The sequence below is a fragment of the Chromohalobacter sp. 48-RD10 genome (assembly GCF_029889785.1).
GTDB lineage: Bacteria > Pseudomonadota > Gammaproteobacteria > Pseudomonadales > Halomonadaceae > Chromohalobacter.
The window spans coordinates 93,137-109,800 of the sequence record NZ_JARANX010000008.1; the positions used below are offsets into that span (position 1 = coordinate 93,137).

Consider the following 16,664-nt stretch of genomic DNA (forward strand, 5'->3'; position numbering starts at 1 on the left):
AGCGCGAGGCTATAACCCTTGTTTCAGGCTCGCCTCGATGAACTGATCCAGGTCGCCGTCGAGCACTTTCTCGCAGTTGCTGGACTGCACACTGGTACGCAAGTCCTTGATGCGCTGGTCATCGAGCACATAGGAGCGGATCTGACTGCCCCAGCCGATATCCGATTTGTTGTCTTCGGCTTCCTGCTTGGCGGCGTTGCGCTTGTCCATTTCCCTCTCCCACAACTTCGCCCTGAGCTGCTTCATGGCGAAGTCGCGGTTGGCGTGCTGGCTGCGCTGACCCTGGCACGCCACCACGATCCCCGTGGGTTCGTGGGTGATACGCACCGCCGAGTCGGTCGTGTTGACGTGCTGGCCGCCCGCACCGCTGGAGCGATAAGTATCGACACGCAGATCGGATGAATTGATCTCGATCTCGAAGTTGTCGTCGATTTCCGGCGATAGAAACACCGAGGCGAACGAGGTATGACGACGCCCACCCGAGTCGAACGGGCTCTTGCGCACCAGGCGATGCACGCCGGTCTCGGTGCGTAGCCAACCGAAGGCGTAATCGCCTTGAATGTGCAATGTCGCCGACTTGATGCCCGCCACATCACCGCTGGACAACTCGATGATATCGGTCTTGAAGCCGTGGTGCTCGCACCAGCGCAAGTACATGCGCAGCAATATGTTGGCCCAGTCCTGCGCCTCGGTGCCGCCAGACCCGGCCTGGATATCGAGATAGGCGTTGTTGGTGTCCATCTCGCCGGAAAACATACGCTGGAACTCGAGCTTGGCGAGCTGTGACTCGAGCTTTTCGAGTTCGCCTCGCACTTCATCGACGGTGGCGTCGTCTTCCTCCATCACCGCCAGATCGAGCAGTTCTTGATGATCCGTCAGGCCTCGGTCCAGCGCATCGAAGGTTTCGACGACCGCCACCAGAGTAGCACGCTCCTTGCCCAGATTCTGTGCGTAGTCTGGATCGCTCCAGACATCCGGGTTTTCCAGTTCGCGGGTGACTTCCTCTAGCCGTTCTTGCTTTGCGGCATAGTCAAAGATACCCCCTCAGGACGTCTGTCCGTTCGGACAGGTCCTTGATGAGGTGATTGATCGGGTTGATCTCTTGCATGGGAATCCTTTTCAGGCACGCTGATTCGCACCGCAGCGGCATGCTTGCCGGTCCACGGTGAAGAAAAGAGAACATTGTAGCCAATGCACCCGCGAGCGGCTATCCCATGCTGCGCTTTGCGGCATCAGCAAGCACTCTATTGAATATATGCAAAAGCATATACGAAATTTGCAATAGACACGTTTCACCAGACGGGGAGAAAGTGATTCGACAGATGTGGTGTCTTACACGGCATCCGACACAACAACAAGCGGGACCCACAACATGCTTCGACAATCGCATACCCTACTCGGCGCCATGGCGCTTTCTTACTTGGCTCTGGCCACGCAGGCCCAGGCCGAGACACTGAATATCGGCGTCATGGGCGAACTCGCTTCCTTCGACACCTCGCAGGTCTCCGGCGGCGTCTGGGAATCTCAGGTGTTGATGGATGTCTACGAAGGCCTACTCAAGAAAAATTCCGAGGGCAAAGCTATCCCCGGCATGGCGGCCGACTGGGACATCTCCGAAGACGGCAAGACCTACACCTTTTACCTCCGCGACGACGCCAAGTGGTCCGATGGCGAACCGGTTACCGCAGAGGATTTCGTCTTCGGCTGGCAGCACCTTCTCGACCCGGCCAGCGCCTCGAAATACGCCTACCTGCTCTACCCGATCAAAAATGCCGAAGCCATCAATACCGGCGCAAAATCGCTCGACGCCCTGGGCGTGGAGTCACTCGATGGCGGCAAAACGTTCAAGGTGACCCTCAACGCGCCGATACCTTACTTCCCGCAATTGCTGACCCATTACACCACCTACCCCCTGCCCAAGCATGCTATCGACGAATACGGCAAGCAGTGGGTCAAGATGGACAATATCGTCACCAACGGCGCATTCAAACCCGAAGAGTGGGTCTCGCAGTCGCGTATCACCGTCGACAAGAATCCCGAATACTACGATGCCGACGAGGTCAGCCTCGACAGCGTGAATTACTTCAATACCGAGGATCGCAACGCCGGGATCTCACGTTTCCGTGCCGGCGAACTGGATGTACTGCGTGAATATCCCTCGAGCCGTTACCAGTGGCTCGAGAAAAACCTGCCAGAAGCCACTCACCTGAGTCCGATGCTGGGGTCCTACTACTACGTACTCAATACCCGCGAAGGCCGTCCGACCGCCGACAAACGCGTCCGCGAGGCATTGAACCTGGTCGCACGTCGTAAGGTACTCTCCGAGCAGATCATGGCCGGCAGTTTCAAGGACGCCTATGCGTTAGTTCCTCCGGGGACTAGCCACTACGACGTTCAGCAAATGGATGGTGTCGAGGGCGACTACGCCAAACGCTTGGCCAAAGCCAAGCAACTGATCAAGGAGGCCGGTTACGGCCCCAATCACCCACTGCATCTGAAATTGCGCTATAACACGTCCGACGAACACAAGAAGATCGCCATCGCCTTGGCGGCGATGTGGAAGCCGCTGGGTGTCGAGGTCGAAATGACCAATGCCGAAGCCACCGTGCACTACCAGACCATTCAGGAAGGTGACTTCGACGTTGCACGCGCCGGCTGGATCGCCGACTACAACGATGCCGAAAACTTCCTGACGCTGCTGCGCAGCGGCGTGGGCAACAACTATGGCGCTTACTCCAACCCCAAATACGACAAGCTGCTCGACCAGGCCGCCAGCACTCAAGACCTGGACAAGCGCGAGGCGCTCCTCAAGCAGGCCGAAAACGTCGTCCTCGATGACTACGCCTTGGTTCCGTTGCTCTACTACGTGACACGCAACCTGGTAAATCCCGAGATCACCGGTTGGCAGGACAATGCCGAAGATGACCACCCCTCACGCTGGGTGAAGTTCTCCGAGTAATCGCTCTTCCCCATGACGAATCCGCCGTCCCATAGGGGGGCGGCGTACGGAATCCCCCATGCTGACCTATACCCTGAAGCGCCTGCTCATGGCGATTCCTACCCTACTGATCGTGATCACGATCTCGTTTTTCCTGATGCGCGTGGCGCCGGGTGGGCCGTTCGACGGCGAGCGCCAGTTACCCCCGGAAATCGAAGCCAACCTCAAGGCGGCGTATCACCTTGACGAGCCATTGCCTCAGCAATACCTGCGCTACATGGGCAATCTCTTGCAGGGCGATTTCGGGCCGTCGTTCAAGTACAAGGATTTCTCGGTCACCGAGCTGATCGCTCAAGGCTTCCCGGTGAGTCTCGAGATCGGCGGCCTGGCAATTCTTCTCGCGCTATTGATAGGCCTCCCGCTGGGCATCATCGCTGCCTTGCAACGCAACTCGATGATCGATTACACGGTAATGGGCACGGCGTTGGCGGGTATCGCAGTGCCCAACTTCGTGATCGCGCCGATCCTGGCGCTGGTATTCGGCGTCCTGCTTGCCTGGCTCCCGGCCGGTGGCTGGAACGGCGGCGCCCTACCCAATCTGGTGTTGCCGGTGATCGCCTTGTCGATTCAGCAGATCGCCTACATCGCACGCATGATGCGCGCTAGCATGATCGAGGTGCTGGGCAGCCACTACATTCGCACGGCGCGCGCCAAAGGACTTTCCGAGCGTCAGGTGATCTGGCGCCACGCCATTCGCACTGCACTGCTCCCCGTGACTTCCTACCTGGGTCCGGCGATCGCCGGAATCATCACCGGTTCGGTGGTGATCGAGCAGATTTTCGGTATCCCGGGCATCGGACGTTACTTCGTTCAGGCCGCGCTCAACCGCGATTACACCCTGGTAATGGGCACGGTGGTGTTCTACGGCGCACTGATCGTGCTGATGAACCTGCTCGTCGACCTGCTCTATTCCGCGCTCGATCCGCAAATCCGTTATGACGACTGACCGGCGAGAAACGACCATGACGACGGAAACCACGTCCTACAGCGGGCACAATCTACCTCCCGGCAGCCCCAATCCGTCGGCCGAGCCCGACCCCGTGGCGGGCGAAAGCCTCGGACAAGATGCCTGGCGACGGCTCAAGCAGAACAAGGCGGCGATGGTCAGCCTGATCTTGCTGATCCTCATCAGCACGGTATGCGTGATCGGCCCCTACCTGCTTCCCTGGGGCCTCGCCGAGGTCGACTGGAACGCCTTCAGCGCCGCGCCGAGCCTCGAGAGCGGCCACTTTCTGGGTACCGATGCCAACGGCCGCGACCTCTTGACCCGCACGCTCTATGGCGGCCGCGTATCGCTATCGGTGGCCTTGGTGGCCACCTTCGTCAGCCTGGTGATCGGAGTGCTCTACGGGGCCATCTCCGGCTATGTCGGCGGGCGCCTGGACAGCGCCATGATGCGCTTCGTCGACATCATGTACTCGCTGCCGTTCATGTTCCTGGTAATCCTGTTGATGGTGGTGTTCGGGCGTAACATCTTCCTGATCTACGCCGCCATCGGTGCGGTCGAGTGGCTCGACATGGCGCGCATCGTGCGCGGCCAGACACTGGCGCTCAAGCAGCGCGAGTTCATCGAAGCCGCTCACGCATTAGGGGTCCGCGATCGCAAGATCGTCACCCGCCACCTGATCCCCAACGCCATCGGTCCAGTGATCATCTACGTCACGTTGACCGTGCCCAAGGTCATCCTGCTCGAGAGTTTCCTGTCTTTTCTCGGTCTCGGAGTGCAGGAGCCGCTGACCAGTTGGGGCGTCTTGATTTCCGAAGGCACCGACATGATGCAGAGCGCGCCGTGGCTGCTGCTGGTGCCGTCGCTGTTCCTCGCCGTAACACTGTTCTGTCTCAACTTCCTGGGCGATGGGTTGCGCGACGCTCTGGATCCGAAAACACGCTGAGGTGACCGTGACTGACAACCTGCTTGAAATCGACAACCTGAGCGTCGACTTCCAACTGCCCACCGGGACCGTCTCGGCGGTCCAGGATGTGAGCTTTTCCATCCAACCCGGCGAGACGCTGGCGCTGGTCGGTGAATCAGGCTCCGGCAAGTCGGTGTCCTCGACCGCCGCGATGCGACTCTTGCCTGAGTTAGCCCAAACGTCTGGCGCCATCCGCTTCAAGGGTGAGGACCTGCTGAGCGTCACACCCAAACGCATGCGCCGCATCCGCGGCAATGCCATCTCGATGATCTTCCAGGAGCCGATGACCTCGCTCAATCCCTTACAGCGCATTGGAGCGCAGATCGCCGAGGTGCTGGAAAAGCACCTCAGTCTCAATAGGCGTCAAGCGCGCCCCAAGGTCATCGAACTTCTCGAGCAGGTCGGGATACCCGACCCTTCTCGGCGCATCGACAGCTATCCCTATGAGCTCTCCGGCGGCCAACGCCAGCGGGTACTGATTGCCATGGCACTGGCCTGCGAGCCGGAGCTTTTGATCGCCGACGAGCCCACCACCGCGCTCGATGTCACCGTCCAGGCGCAGATTCTGGCGCTGCTCAAGGATCTTCAGGCGCGCTACGGCATGGCGATTTTGTTCATCACCCACGACTTGGGGATAGTGCGTCACTTCGCCGACCGTGTGTGTGTAATGCGCCACGGTGAACACGTCGAATCCGGCACCATTAGCGAGGTATTCGGCAATCCCCGACACGATTACACACGCATGCTGATCGAGGCCGACCCCCGTGGTCGCAAGGCGCCGGTCGACACGACAATGCCAGTGCTTCTGGAAGCGAAGGACGTGCGTGTACGTTTTGCGCTCAAGAAGCACCTGTTGCATGACAACGAGTACTTCGAGGCGGTACGCGGCATCGACCTGAGCATTCGTCGCGGGCAGACCGTGAGCATCGTCGGTGAGTCCGGCTCGGGCAAGTCGACGCTGGGCAGGGCGCTGTTGCGCCTGCTCAAGAGTCGCGGCGAGATTCGCTTCGATGGCAGCGATATCGCCACGCTCGATACCGGCAGCATGCGACCGCTGCGTTCACGCATGCAGGTGGTCTTCCAGGACCCCTTCGGCTCGCTGTCGCCGCGCATGACCGTCGGCGAGGTCATCAGCGAAGGCCTGCGTGTTCACTACCCCGAGCTCAATCGCCACCAGCGCGAGACGCGAATAATCGAGACGCTCGAGGAAGTTGCGCTAGACCCGGCGATGCGCAACCGCTATCCCCACGAGTTCTCCGGCGGCCAGCGTCAGCGCATCGCCATCGCCCGGGCGCTGGTACTCAAGCCGGAATTCCTGTTGCTCGACGAACCTACCTCGGCGCTCGACCGCTCGGTACAGGTCACGGTGATCGACCTGCTGCGCGACCTGCAGCAAAAGCATGACCTGACCTACCTGTTCATCAGTCACGACCTCTCGGTCGTGCGTGCTCTGGCCGATACCGTGCTGGTGATGAAGGACGGCCAGGTGGTCGAGCAGGGCACCACCGAGGAGATCTTCGCCAACCCGCGCGAACGCTATACCCAGGAACTGATGAGGGCCGCCTTAGTCGACGCCGCTGCTTGACTTCAACCTCCCCCTCGTAATTCCCGCTGCAGACATCTTACGTTTGCAGCGGCGGCAATGAATGGCACGGCCTTAACATATGCTAAATACACACTTTGAACTGTGGCGTAGCCACAGCGCGTTCGTCTAGCAAACTTGGCGAGCTACAAAGACATACACGGCTATGTTTGTCGCTGCCAACCTCTCCGACTACGTTTACACAGGGGATGGCAGCAGTACCGTTCCTAGCAGACTAATGGAGGAGTTTGCGATGAAAGAGACTCAAGACCTTTTCCCGACGCGCCTGGAACGCAAACTGGGAATGTTCGAGCGCATCGACCCGGTGGTGCATAGCGAAGGCGAGCAACGCAAGGGGCCACTCAGCGAAGCCGAGCTCGACGAGTTCGAACGCAAGGGCTTCCTATCCTTCGAGGGATTTTTCGGCGAAGACGAGATGGCCGCGTTTCTGGATGAATTGGCCGACTACGAGAACGACGATGACCTCAAGCTCTCCGAAGGCACCATCCTGGAGCCCAGCAAGCAGGAAATTCGTTCGATCTTCGGTATCCACGAGGTATCCGAGCGTTTCAGCCGCCTGACACGCGACCCGCGCCTATTGGCGATGGTCCAGCAAATTCTCGGTGGCGATGCCTATATTCATCAGTCACGGATCAACTACAAGCCCGGCTTCAAAGGCAAAGGTTTCGACTGGCATTCCGATTTCGAGACCTGGCACAGCGAAGATGGCATGCCCCGCATGCGCTCGGTGAGCTGTTCGATCATTCTCACCGAAAACGGAGAATTCAACGGCCCGCTGATGCTGGTGCCCGGCTCGCATAATTACTTCGTTCCCTGCGTGGGCCGCACGCCGGAGAACAACTATAAAGAGTCGCTGAAAAGCCAGGAAATCGGCGTGCCGGACGATGCCAGCCTGCGCGAATTGATGCTCAAGGGCGATATCGAAGCGCCCAAGGGGCCTGTCGGCTCGCTGGTGATGTTCGAGTGCAACACTCTGCATGGCTCGAATACCAACATGTCGTGCTGGCCACGCAGCAACCTGTTCTTCGTCTATAACAGTGTCGAGAACACGCTGCACAACCCGTACTGCGGTAACCGCCCTCGACCCGAGTTTCTGGCCAACCGCAAGGACTGGGGCCCTCTGAAGCCTGTCGGATGAGACATCGTCAGGGAAGGTAGGGAGCTGTCTTCGCCAATGACACGGCCTTGAGCATGGCCGGTCACCCTGAAACGATGAACCCCGGCAACTCGCCGGGGTTCATCGCTATCAATACGGGTTGAAGCCTCGGTTCAGAAACGATAATCCATCGACAGTGCGAAGACGTTGGCGTCGACTTCATAGGTACCGGAAAGATCTCCGCGGGTCGCATTCTCGTTGGTCGGCGTTGCGTTCTGATCGATATCGCCATCATCACCGAACACGCGCATGTACCCTGCCGTCACACCAAACTCCGACGTCGGCATCCAGGTCGCACCGAGTGTCGCCCAACGGCGGTCGGCATCCGGTACACGCGGCGTGCGATGCTCGCTGTCCGGAACCGGCGATTCGTCGACCCCCAGCCCCGTTCTCAACATCCACTGCGAGTTGAGCCGATAGTTGGCCCCGACCGAGAAGGCCCAGGTATCGTCCCAGTTTTCGGTCGTGGTGCTCAGTTCGCGGCCACCAGACTCGACGGTCAGTTCCTTGAAGCTGCTCCATTCCGTCCATTCAGCGTTCGCCATCAAGGCAAGCCGATCGGTCAACTGATGATAGATGCCCAGGTTGAGGTTGGCCGGAGTGGTAATATCCGCCTTGCCTCCGGCATCTTGTAATGACGAATTCGCCAGCACTTGCTGGCCAACCGGATCGCTAGAGCTGTAATCGACGTCACCGTCCAGCGTCAGCTCGACTTCTGAGCGGTAGCTGATGCCCAGGCGAGTCCGCTCGGTCGCCTGGAATAACGCCCCCAGGGTATAGCCGTAACCCCAATCATCGCCGGTCACCTCGGCCATGCCGTCATTAGCACCCGGTGCAGCACCAGGCACACTTGCCAAAGCTCCCTGCCCACCTAGATCGATGGCATTAGACAGAGTAGCGTCAGCATACTGGGCACGCAGCCCCACCGCCAAGTTGAGACGATCGGTGGCACGGTAGTTCAGTGTCGGCTGGATATCGATGGTCTCGAGCTCAGTTTCGACAGCGTGATAGCGGCCGATCCACTCCTTGTCATACTTCGTCGAGAGGCCATACGGCGCAGAGATCGCAAGACCCAAATCGAACCGTTCATTCAGGCGCGTCTTGAAGGCAAAGCTGGGCACCCAGGCTTCCTCGCCGCCTTCGCGCGAGCCGCCACGATCATAGCTCACCGGTGATCCGGCTGGGCTCGCCGAGGCATCGGTCAATTCGAAGTTGGCATCGAGATAGGAAATACCGCCCGCTATTTGAGTGCCCTCGACATTACCGATGGCTGCCGGATTAAAGGTCATGTAACTGACATCCTCGGCACCGGCCGCCGCACCTGCCATGGCGTTACCCAATGCCTTGGCGCTCTGTTCACGAACCTGAAAGCCCGATGCGGCAGCCTGACCGGACACCATCACGGCAGATGCCAGGGTCACAGCGACAGTGAGCTTGTTGATATTGTTATACATGAAAACGTCCTCTTCTGCGGAGACGTGGAGGAGAAAATCTTCTAGATTTTTTGCCTTTGTCCGAATAATGGCGTGCCTTTTCGTTTTGGCCGATGGGCGTTTTCAAGTCAAGAGCAAACGTTTGTTTTAATCCTGGAAACGCTCATTCTTTAGTCTTACCAAGATTCTCTTTTCTAGTGTCTTTAACAGCAGGCGGAGTATTTATGTATTTATTTCAATGCATTAAAAGAAGACATTGGAAATAGACTGGATCTTCCTTGACCTTTGTGTCACCCAAAGGTTTTAGACTTGTCTCATCATTCAGGAGGGTGCCATGAAAGTCAGCGATCTGGCCCGAGCCGCCGACGTCACCGGCGAAACAGTGCGCCATTACACACGCGAGGGGCTACTGCATCCGCAACGCGACCCCGACAACGGCTATCAGCTCTACGATGCCAACGACCTCAATCGCCTGCGTTTCATCCAGCGCGCACGCACGCTGGGGTTCAGTCTTCGCGAGGTGCGCGAGATTCTCGAGCATGCCGACCATGGCGACTCTCCATGCCCCATGGTGCGTGACCTGCTGGCCGAACGATTGCCGGAAATTCAATCGCGCATCCGTGAGCTGCAGGCCCTGGCGACGCGCATGGAACACGCTTTGGCCGCCTGGAGGGATATGCCGGATGGCACGCCCGACGGCCATAGCTTGTGCCGGCTGATCGAGAGCCTCCCCATGGAAAGTGATGACGATTTCTCACGCCAGGCGCCATGAGCGCCCCGAACGGAGAACGCAAGATGAGCACAACGGCTCCCCATTCCTTCACCGTGCCCGGCATGAGCTGCCAGGGGTGCGTCAAACGCATGCGCGAGGCTATCCAAGCCGAGGATGATCAAGCTGAAGTCACCGGCGAGCCCGATGAAAAGCATCTCGACGTCAGATCATCTCTGGACGCGGAGCGCCTGAGCGCGTTGCTCGAGCAAGCCGGTTATCCCCCCGAAACCTCGGCTGCTACAAGCAGCACGCACCATTTCCAAGTGCCCGGCATGAGCTGCCAGGGCTGCGTCAAACGCATGCGCGAGGCGGTTCAGGCCGAGGACGGTCAAGCCGAGGTCACTGGCGAGCCCGATGAAAAGTCTCTCGACGTCAAATCATCTCTGGACGCAGAGCGCCTGAGCGCGTTGCTCGGGCAAGCCGGCTACCCTCCGGAAACGACGACCAGTGCCGCTGACGACAGCGCATCATCGACGGCCTCGAGCGGCGACCGGCAAGACACCGAGGCAACACCCGACGGGACGCCCGTTCGCCTATCGTTGTCCGGCATGACCTGCGCCGGCTGCGTCAACACCGTTACCCAGGCCTTGAACGCCACGCCCGGCGTGCGCTCGGCCAGCGTCAACTTCGGCTCGCATACCGCCGAGGTCTTCGGTGACACGCGCCCCCAACAGCTGGTGGATGCCGTTGAAGCGGTCGGCTACGGTGCCGAGCCCATCGAGGATCTCGGCCAGGCCGCACGCACCCGTGAGCAAAACGAGGCGCGCGAATATCGCCAACGGCTCCGCGACACCGCATTGGGGCTCATCCCCGGAGTGCTGCTGATGGGCAGCATGCTGTTCCATCAGCCACAGTTGAGCGGACCGGAACGCTGGGTCTGGCTGCTGATCGGCGTGGTCACGCTGGGCATCATGGCCACGGCGGGCCGACGCTTCTTCGTCAATGCCTGGAAGACCTTCCGTCATCATCAGGCCAACATGGATACCCTGATCGCCGTCGGTACCGGCACAGCCTGGCTCTATTCGATGACGGTGGTACTGATCCCCGAGGCGATCCCAGTCGCCGCGCGCGGGCTCTATTTCGAAGCCTCGGTGATGATCATCGGCCTGATCAGCCTCGGCAATGCCATGGAACTGCGCGCCCGGGGGCGTACCTCACGGGCGCTCAATCGCCTGCTCGACCTGCAGGCGCCCACCGCCCGGGTGATTCGTGAAGGCGACGAGCGCGACATACCGCTCGAAGAAGTCGCCGTCGATGAGCGAATCCGCGTGCGCCCCGGCGAGCGCCTAGCCGTGGATGGTCGCGTCGAGGAAGGCGACAGCCATATAGACGAATCGATGCTGACCGGCGAGCCCCAGCCCGTCGCCAAGCATCCGGGCGACGAGGTCAGTGCGGGTACGGTCAACGGCCGTGGCACACTGGTCTATAGTGCCACCCGTATCGGCGCCGACAGTCGCCTGGGACGCATCGTCGAGCAAGTGGCCAGCGCCCAGAACTCACGTCCTCCCATCGGCGCCCTGGCCGACCGAATTTCCGCCGTCTTCGTGCCCAGCGTGTTGATCATCGCCGTCCTCACGGCGCTGGTCTGGTTCAATTTCGGCCCCGCGCCGCAGTTGGTCCACATGCTGGTTACCGCCACCACCGTACTGATCATCGCCTGCCCATGCGCCCTGGGTCTGGCGACACCGATGTCGACCATGATCGGCGTCGGCAAGGCCGCCGAGCACGGCATCCTGGTGCGCGACGGCGAGGCACTGCAGACCGCCAGCAAGCTGACCACGCTGGTCGTCGACAAGACCGGCACCCTGACCGAGGGTCGCCCGCGCGTGACTGCTGCCCAGTGGGCCACCGAGGATACCCACACCGCATTGAGCTGGGTGGCGGCCCTCGAACGCGGCTCCGAGCATCCCCTCGCCGAGGCACTCGGCGACTACGCCGACCAACAGGGCGCCACGCAGACCGCACTTCCCGAGTTGCGCGAGTTTCAAGCGCTCAGCGGGCGTGGCGTCACCGCCGTCACCGACACAGGCCAGTCGCTGCGACTCGGCAACGCCGCTCTGATGCACGAAGGCGATGTCGAACTGGGCCAGGCCCAGGCATGGGGAGCTGAGCTTGAAGGCAAGGCGCAGACACCGCTCTATCTGGCCGCCGACGGGCAGGTGCTGGGCGTCTTCGGCATCAGCGACCCGCTGCGCGAGGATAGCCGCAACGCCGTGGCGCGCTTGCAGGCGGACGGCATCGAAGTGGTCATGCTGACCGGCGATAACGCACACACCGCCCGGGCCGTGGCACAAGCGCTGGGAATCGCGCGTGTCGAGGCCGAGCTATTGCCCGAGGACAAGCGCGAGATCGTCGCGCGGCTGCAACGCGACGGCCATCTCGTCGGCATGACCGGCGACGGCATCAACGACGCCCCGGCCCTGGCGCAAGCCAACGTGGGCTTCGCCATCGGCCAAGGCACCGACGTGGCGATCGAATCGGCGGGTATCACGCTGATGCGCAATTCGCTCCACGGCGTGGCCGATGCTATCGAGATCAGCCGCGCCACGCTGCGCAACATCAAACAGAACCTGTGGGGCGCCTTCGGCTACAACGGCCTGGGGATTCCCATCGCCGCCGGGGTGTTCTATCCGCTGACGGGAATGCTGCTCTCGCCCATCGTCGCCGCCGTGGCCATGTCATTGTCCTCGGTCACAGTGGTCAGCAACGCCAACCGGTTGCGGCTTTTCAAATCCACGGCACACAGTGCCAGAACATCCGAGGAGGCCGCATGACACTGCTCATCAATCTGATTGGGCTGGCATTGATCGCCGGCATCGTCTGGTGGTTCTGGCTATCGCCACGTTGAGATCATTGCCGTGTGATGGCTATGCTGGGAGGCATCGCGTCGCGGTAAACGAGGAGTGATATGCCACGCATCCAAGGCGTTCTCGAAACCGCCCTCTACGTCACCGACATGGCCCGCGCCCGGGCCTTCTTCGAGAACGTGATGACGCTGTCGGCCTTCACCGCCGATCATCGTTTCACCGCGTACGAGGCCGGGCCGGGCAGCGTGTTGCTGCTGTTTCAGCAAGGCAGCACCGAGGAAACCGTAAACCTGCCGCACGGCATGGGCACCATACCGCCCCACGATGGCACCGGGCGCGTGCATCTGGCACTGGCCATCGCCCGCGACGCATTGCATGACTGGGAAGCCCAGCTCGCCGTGCACGAAATTCCCATCGAAGGCCGCACCCACTGGCCGAAAGGCGGTGAAAGCCTCTACTTCCGCGACCCGGACGGCCACCTACTGGAGCTGGCCACACCCGGCGTCTGGCCGAACTACTGAGAGAAAAAAGTCAGTACGACGCTACGCGTCTTGAAGAAAGAAGAGCGCCGCTACGCGGCTGGAAGAAACCTCAGGGAAACAGAATCGCTTCCGCCTCTTCCCTCTTCCCTCTTCCCTCTTCCCTCTTCCCTCTTCCCTCTTCCCTCTTAAACAGGTTCTGCGTGCTCGACCATCAGCTGCAATGATTCACGACCCCGCCAGCGATTGCGCGATAACTTGTAGGCACAGCGCAGACGATCTCCGAGCCCGAACGGCGGCAGTTCGCCGGGTGTCAGGGCGCGAAACCAGATCGCCTTGAGGCTCACCGCGCCGCACGAGAGCTCGAGCATCAGATGGTTACCCTCGGCCCCCACCGGGCGTAGCTGCTCGATGCGAAACTCGCCGTCGAAAAGCGGGGCGTCGAACTCGCGACCGTAAGGCGCCAAGCGCGCCAGTTCATCCACCGCCGCCAGCGACAGTTGCTCGGGCGTCAAGGCACCGTCGGTCAGTACATACGGAAAAAGTTCGCGGTCACCGAGTTGTTCCTCGACCGCCGTGAGGAAGGCGTCACGAAATTCCGCCAGACGCTCGCGGGGTACGCCGATGCCCGCCGCGCCACTATGCCCACCGAAACGCGGCAACGCCTCGGGGGCCAGTTCATGCACACGCTGCAATGCATCGCGCAGGTGCAGCCCTTCTATGGAACGTCCCGAGCCAGTCAGCATGCCTGGCGCGGCGGCCGGTGTGAGCACCAGCGTAGGGCGCCCGAAGGACTGCACCAGACGCGAAGCGACGATACCCTGTACGCCGGCATGCCCATCCTCGAGGAAGACCACGATAGCCGATGCACCTTCGGCCAGCGCGTCGAGCGCCAATGTTCGGGCGCTCTCGACCATGTCCGCCTCGATCGCCTTGCGCGACTGATTGTCGGTATCCAGCACCTCGAGATGACGCCGTGCCGAGGCATCGTCGGCGGCGAGCATGAAATGCAGCGCCGCATAAGGGTCGTCGAGGCGCGAGCGTGCGTTGATGCGCGGCCCCATCTGAAAGGCCAGGGTCTCGGCATCGAAGGGCATGCTGTCGTCCCCAAGACGCTCGGCCATGACCCGCCAGCAGGCAGCCCCCATGCGGTTGATCAGCGTCAGTCCATGGCTGACCACGGCGCGGTTGGCGGGGCTCGCCCCCATCGAGACGCAATCCGCCACGGTGCCCAAGGCGACGTAGGACAGCCACGGCGATAATTTCGGGGTCGAGGGCGAGGCCACACCCTGCTCGATGAGCACCGAGCGCGTCAGTGACATGGTCAGCCACGCCACCATGCAACCGGCGATGGTGGGATCCGGGTAATCGCAATCGCTGCGCGTGGGATTGACGGTGGCATACGCCGACGCCGGTGGCCCCGCCGTCGGCAAGGCATGATGGTCGGTGACCACGACATCGAGCCCCGCCTCACGCAGGCGCGCGATACGCGGCTCATCGGAGCTACCGCAGTCGGCGGTGATCACCAGACCGGGTCGTGGCGACAATGCCAGGGTGCGCTCCACCAGCGGCAAACTGATGCCGTAGCCATCGAAGATACGGTGGCCGATCAAGCTGTGCAGCTTGTGCATCGGTACACCGAATAGCTCGTTCAGAGTCCGCAGGATGACGACGTGCGAGGTAATGCCGTCGACATCGTAGTCGGTCAAGATGCCGATATGCTCGCCCTCGGCCACCGCCAGGGCGATCCGCTCGGCGGCACGGCGCGCGTCCTGCAGACGCTCGGGATGCGCCAGATAGCGCAGGCTGGGGTCGATCAGCGATGCGATATCATCCGTGTAGTCATGCAGACGCCCGGCCAGTATCCGCGCCTGCAGTTCGCTGAGCCCGGCCGACTGCGCGCGGCGGTAGACACCCTCATCACGCGGACGCGACAAGATACGACGGTTCAGTAGGTGTTGCGGATCATGCTCAGCTACTGACACGAATGACTCCTCGGGAGACGGCGGTATGGCAAACCGGGACGTCGCGGATCACCACGACGCCATGGAACGTCAGCGGCGCTGTTCGGCGACGAAGGCTTGCACGGCCTCGAGCTCGGCCGGCAGCACCGTGTAGTGCTCTTCACGCTCGAGCAAGCCGGCCATGTGTACGGGCAGCGGCACGCCCTCGAAACCCGCCTGGAGCACCGCATCGGCGAACTTGGCCGGATGCGCGGTCGCCAGGGTGATCATCGGCGTCGCGGCATCCGCGCGAACACGCTCGGCAGCGCGATAGCCCGTCGCGGTATGCGGGTCGAGTAGTTCCTTGGTACGCCCATGCGCCTCGCGGATCACCTCGAGAATGGTGTCGTCATCCACGCTGTGGCTGGCGAACTTCTCGCGCAGCTTGGCGAGCGGTGCCTCGGCGAGTACCGCCGGCTCGTGCTGGAAGCGCGCGAGCAGATCGCGCACGGCGTCGCCATCGCGATCGTAAGCCTCGAACAGCAAGCGTTCGAAGTTCGACGACACCACGATATCCATCGACGGTGCCAGAGTTTCCTTGAGCGCCTGCTTGGAGAAGTCGTTGTCGGCCAGAGTGCGATGCAGGATGTCGTTGGCATTGGTCGCGACGACGAACTGCTTGACCGGCAATCCCATGCGATAGGCCACGTAGCCGGCGAAGACATTGCCGAAGTTGGCCGAGGGCACGCAGAAGCTCACCTCGCGATGCGGCGCGCCCAACGCCACCGCAGAGGCCACGTAATAGACCACCTGCGCCATGATGCGCGCCCAATTGATGGAATTGACCGCCACCAGACGCGTGCCGTTCAGAAACGCTTGATCGGCGAAGCTTGCCTTGACCATCGCCTGGGCATCGTCGAAGTCGCCCTCGATGGCGATGTTGAAGACGTTGTCAGCCAGCACCGAGGTCATCTGTCGACGCTGCACCTCGGATACACGATTATGCGGATGCAGGATGAAGATATCGAGGTTGTCGCAATGCCGACAGCCTTCGATCGCCGCCGATCCGGTATCCCCGGACGTCGCGCCCATGATTACCGCCCGCTCGCCACGCTTGGCCAGGAAGTGATCGAGGATGCGCCCCAGCAGTTGCAGAGCGACATCCTTGAACGCCAGCGTCGGACCGTGGAAAAGCTCGAGCAGGAAATGGTTGCTGGCGAGCTGGTTGAGCGGCACCACCGCCTCGTGGCTAAAGGCGGCATAGGCATCGGTGACGAGGCCTCGGAAGGTCTCGTCGTCGATCTCGCCACCGACGAAGGGCTTCATCACGCGAAACGCGATCTCGGCATAGGAAAGCCCCGCCATTGCCTCGAGATCCTCCGTCGAGAGTGCAGGAATCGTCTCCGGCACGTAGAGACCGCCATCGCTAGCCATCCCGGTCAGCACCACTTCTTCGAAACTCAGCGCCGGCGCCTGGCCGCGCGTACTGATATAACGCATCATTCCACTCCGTGGGTCTCGAGCTACGAGCTACGAGCCACGAGCTCTTGATTGCTCGCC

Annotated in this window: 12 protein-coding genes; 8 read left to right on the forward strand and 4 right to left on the reverse strand. The window is 61.3% G+C overall.

Going from position 1 to position 16,664, the window contains the following annotated elements; translation table 11 throughout:
* Positions 1-9 precede the first annotated feature (9 nt).
* A protein-coding gene (gene prfB, locus OP496_RS10740; protein WP_280563621.1) for a peptide chain release factor 2 occupies positions 10-1,108 on the reverse strand; the annotation gives its coding sequence in 2 pieces (ribosomal slippage) (positions 10-1,032 and positions 1,034-1,108; 1,098 coding nt in all).
* Positions 1,109-1,372: 264 nt separating this feature from the next.
* Between prfB and OP496_RS10745 the strand changes: the two genes are divergently transcribed.
* The 5 genes from OP496_RS10745 to thpD all read left to right on the forward strand — a co-directional run bounded on the left by OP496_RS10745 (position 1,373) and on the right by thpD (position 7,652).
* A complete protein-coding gene (locus OP496_RS10745; RefSeq protein ID WP_280563622.1) occupies positions 1,373-2,959 on the forward strand; it encodes a peptide ABC transporter substrate-binding protein in 1,587 nt (528 codons plus the stop codon).
* A gap of 58 nt (positions 2,960-3,017) precedes the next feature.
* Entirely contained in the window at positions 3,018-3,944 is a 927-nt protein-coding gene (gene oppB, locus OP496_RS10750) for an oligopeptide ABC transporter permease OppB (protein ID WP_280563623.1), read from the forward strand.
* Between the two features lie 16 nt (positions 3,945-3,960).
* On the forward strand, positions 3,961-4,890 hold the full coding sequence (locus tag OP496_RS10755; protein ID WP_280563624.1) for an ABC transporter permease subunit: 930 nt from the start codon (positions 3,961-3,963) through the stop codon (positions 4,888-4,890).
* Between the two features lie 7 nt (positions 4,891-4,897).
* Positions 4,898-6,496, forward strand: coding sequence for an ABC transporter ATP-binding protein (locus OP496_RS10760; protein WP_280563625.1), 1,599 nt, complete (start codon positions 4,898-4,900; stop codon positions 6,494-6,496).
* Positions 6,497-6,746: 250 nt separating this feature from the next.
* On the forward strand, positions 6,747-7,652 hold the full coding sequence (gene thpD, locus OP496_RS10765) for an ectoine hydroxylase (protein ID WP_280563626.1): 906 nt from the start codon (positions 6,747-6,749) through the stop codon (positions 7,650-7,652).
* Between the two features lie 131 nt (positions 7,653-7,783).
* Here the strand turns inward: thpD and OP496_RS10770 are convergent, their stop codons facing one another.
* On the reverse strand, positions 7,784-9,124 hold the full coding sequence (locus OP496_RS10770) for an outer membrane protein transport protein (protein ID WP_280563627.1): 1,341 nt from the start codon (positions 9,122-9,124) through the stop codon (positions 7,784-7,786).
* Between the two features lie 313 nt (positions 9,125-9,437).
* On the opposite strand from OP496_RS10770, the gene OP496_RS10775 reads away from it, so the two are divergent.
* The 3 genes from OP496_RS10775 (at position 9,438) to OP496_RS10785 (ending at position 13,203) form a co-directional block, all read left to right on the forward strand.
* Positions 9,438-9,875, forward strand: a complete 438-nt coding sequence (locus OP496_RS10775; protein WP_280563628.1) for a MerR family DNA-binding protein — start codon at positions 9,438-9,440, stop codon at positions 9,873-9,875.
* A 23-nt stretch (positions 9,876-9,898) separates the two neighbouring features.
* On the forward strand, positions 9,899-12,649 hold the full coding sequence (locus tag OP496_RS10780; protein WP_280563629.1) for a heavy metal translocating P-type ATPase: 2,751 nt from the start codon (positions 9,899-9,901) through the stop codon (positions 12,647-12,649).
* Between the two features lie 134 nt (positions 12,650-12,783).
* Positions 12,784-13,203, forward strand: coding sequence for a VOC family protein (locus OP496_RS10785; protein ID WP_280563630.1), 420 nt, complete (start codon positions 12,784-12,786; stop codon positions 13,201-13,203).
* A 146-nt stretch (positions 13,204-13,349) separates the two neighbouring features.
* Here OP496_RS10785 and OP496_RS10790 read toward each other — a convergent pair whose 3' ends face one another.
* Together OP496_RS10790 and thrC are read right to left on the reverse strand one after the other, a co-directional pair.
* Positions 13,350-15,146 carry a DHHA1 domain-containing protein gene (locus OP496_RS10790; protein WP_280563631.1) on the reverse strand — a complete coding sequence of 599 codons (1,797 nt, stop codon included), beginning with the start codon at positions 15,144-15,146 and terminating at the stop codon, positions 13,350-13,352.
* 69 nt (positions 15,147-15,215) lie between these two features.
* The gene (gene thrC / locus OP496_RS10795) at positions 15,216-16,604 is read right to left on the reverse strand and encodes a threonine synthase (protein WP_280563632.1); all 1,389 of its coding nucleotides are present in this window, start codon (positions 16,602-16,604) and stop codon (positions 15,216-15,218) included.
* Positions 16,605-16,664: the final 60 nt, after the last annotated feature.

What these genes read in the sequence shown, in the direction of transcription:
- OP496_RS10745 (WP_280563622.1), top strand. Translation starts at nt 1,373, where the DNA reads ATGCTTCGACAATCGCATACCCTACTCGGCGCCATGGCGCTTTCTTAC.
- thrC (WP_280563632.1), bottom strand. Translation starts at nt 16,604, where the DNA reads ATGCGTTATATCAGTACGCGCGGCCAGGCGCCGGCGCTGAGTTTCGAA.
- oppB (WP_280563623.1), top strand. Translation starts at nt 3,018, where the DNA reads ATGCTGACCTATACCCTGAAGCGCCTGCTCATGGCGATTCCTACCCTA.
- OP496_RS10770 (WP_280563627.1), bottom strand. Translation starts at nt 9,124, where the DNA reads ATGTATAACAATATCAACAAGCTCACTGTCGCTGTGACCCTGGCATCT.
- thpD (WP_280563626.1), top strand. Translation starts at nt 6,747, where the DNA reads ATGAAAGAGACTCAAGACCTTTTCCCGACGCGCCTGGAACGCAAACTG.
- OP496_RS10775 (WP_280563628.1), top strand. Translation starts at nt 9,438, where the DNA reads ATGAAAGTCAGCGATCTGGCCCGAGCCGCCGACGTCACCGGCGAAACA.
- OP496_RS10755 (WP_280563624.1), top strand. Translation starts at nt 3,961, where the DNA reads ATGACGACGGAAACCACGTCCTACAGCGGGCACAATCTACCTCCCGGC.
- OP496_RS10780 (WP_280563629.1), top strand. Translation starts at nt 9,899, where the DNA reads ATGAGCACAACGGCTCCCCATTCCTTCACCGTGCCCGGCATGAGCTGC.
- OP496_RS10785 (WP_280563630.1), top strand. Translation starts at nt 12,784, where the DNA reads ATGCCACGCATCCAAGGCGTTCTCGAAACCGCCCTCTACGTCACCGAC.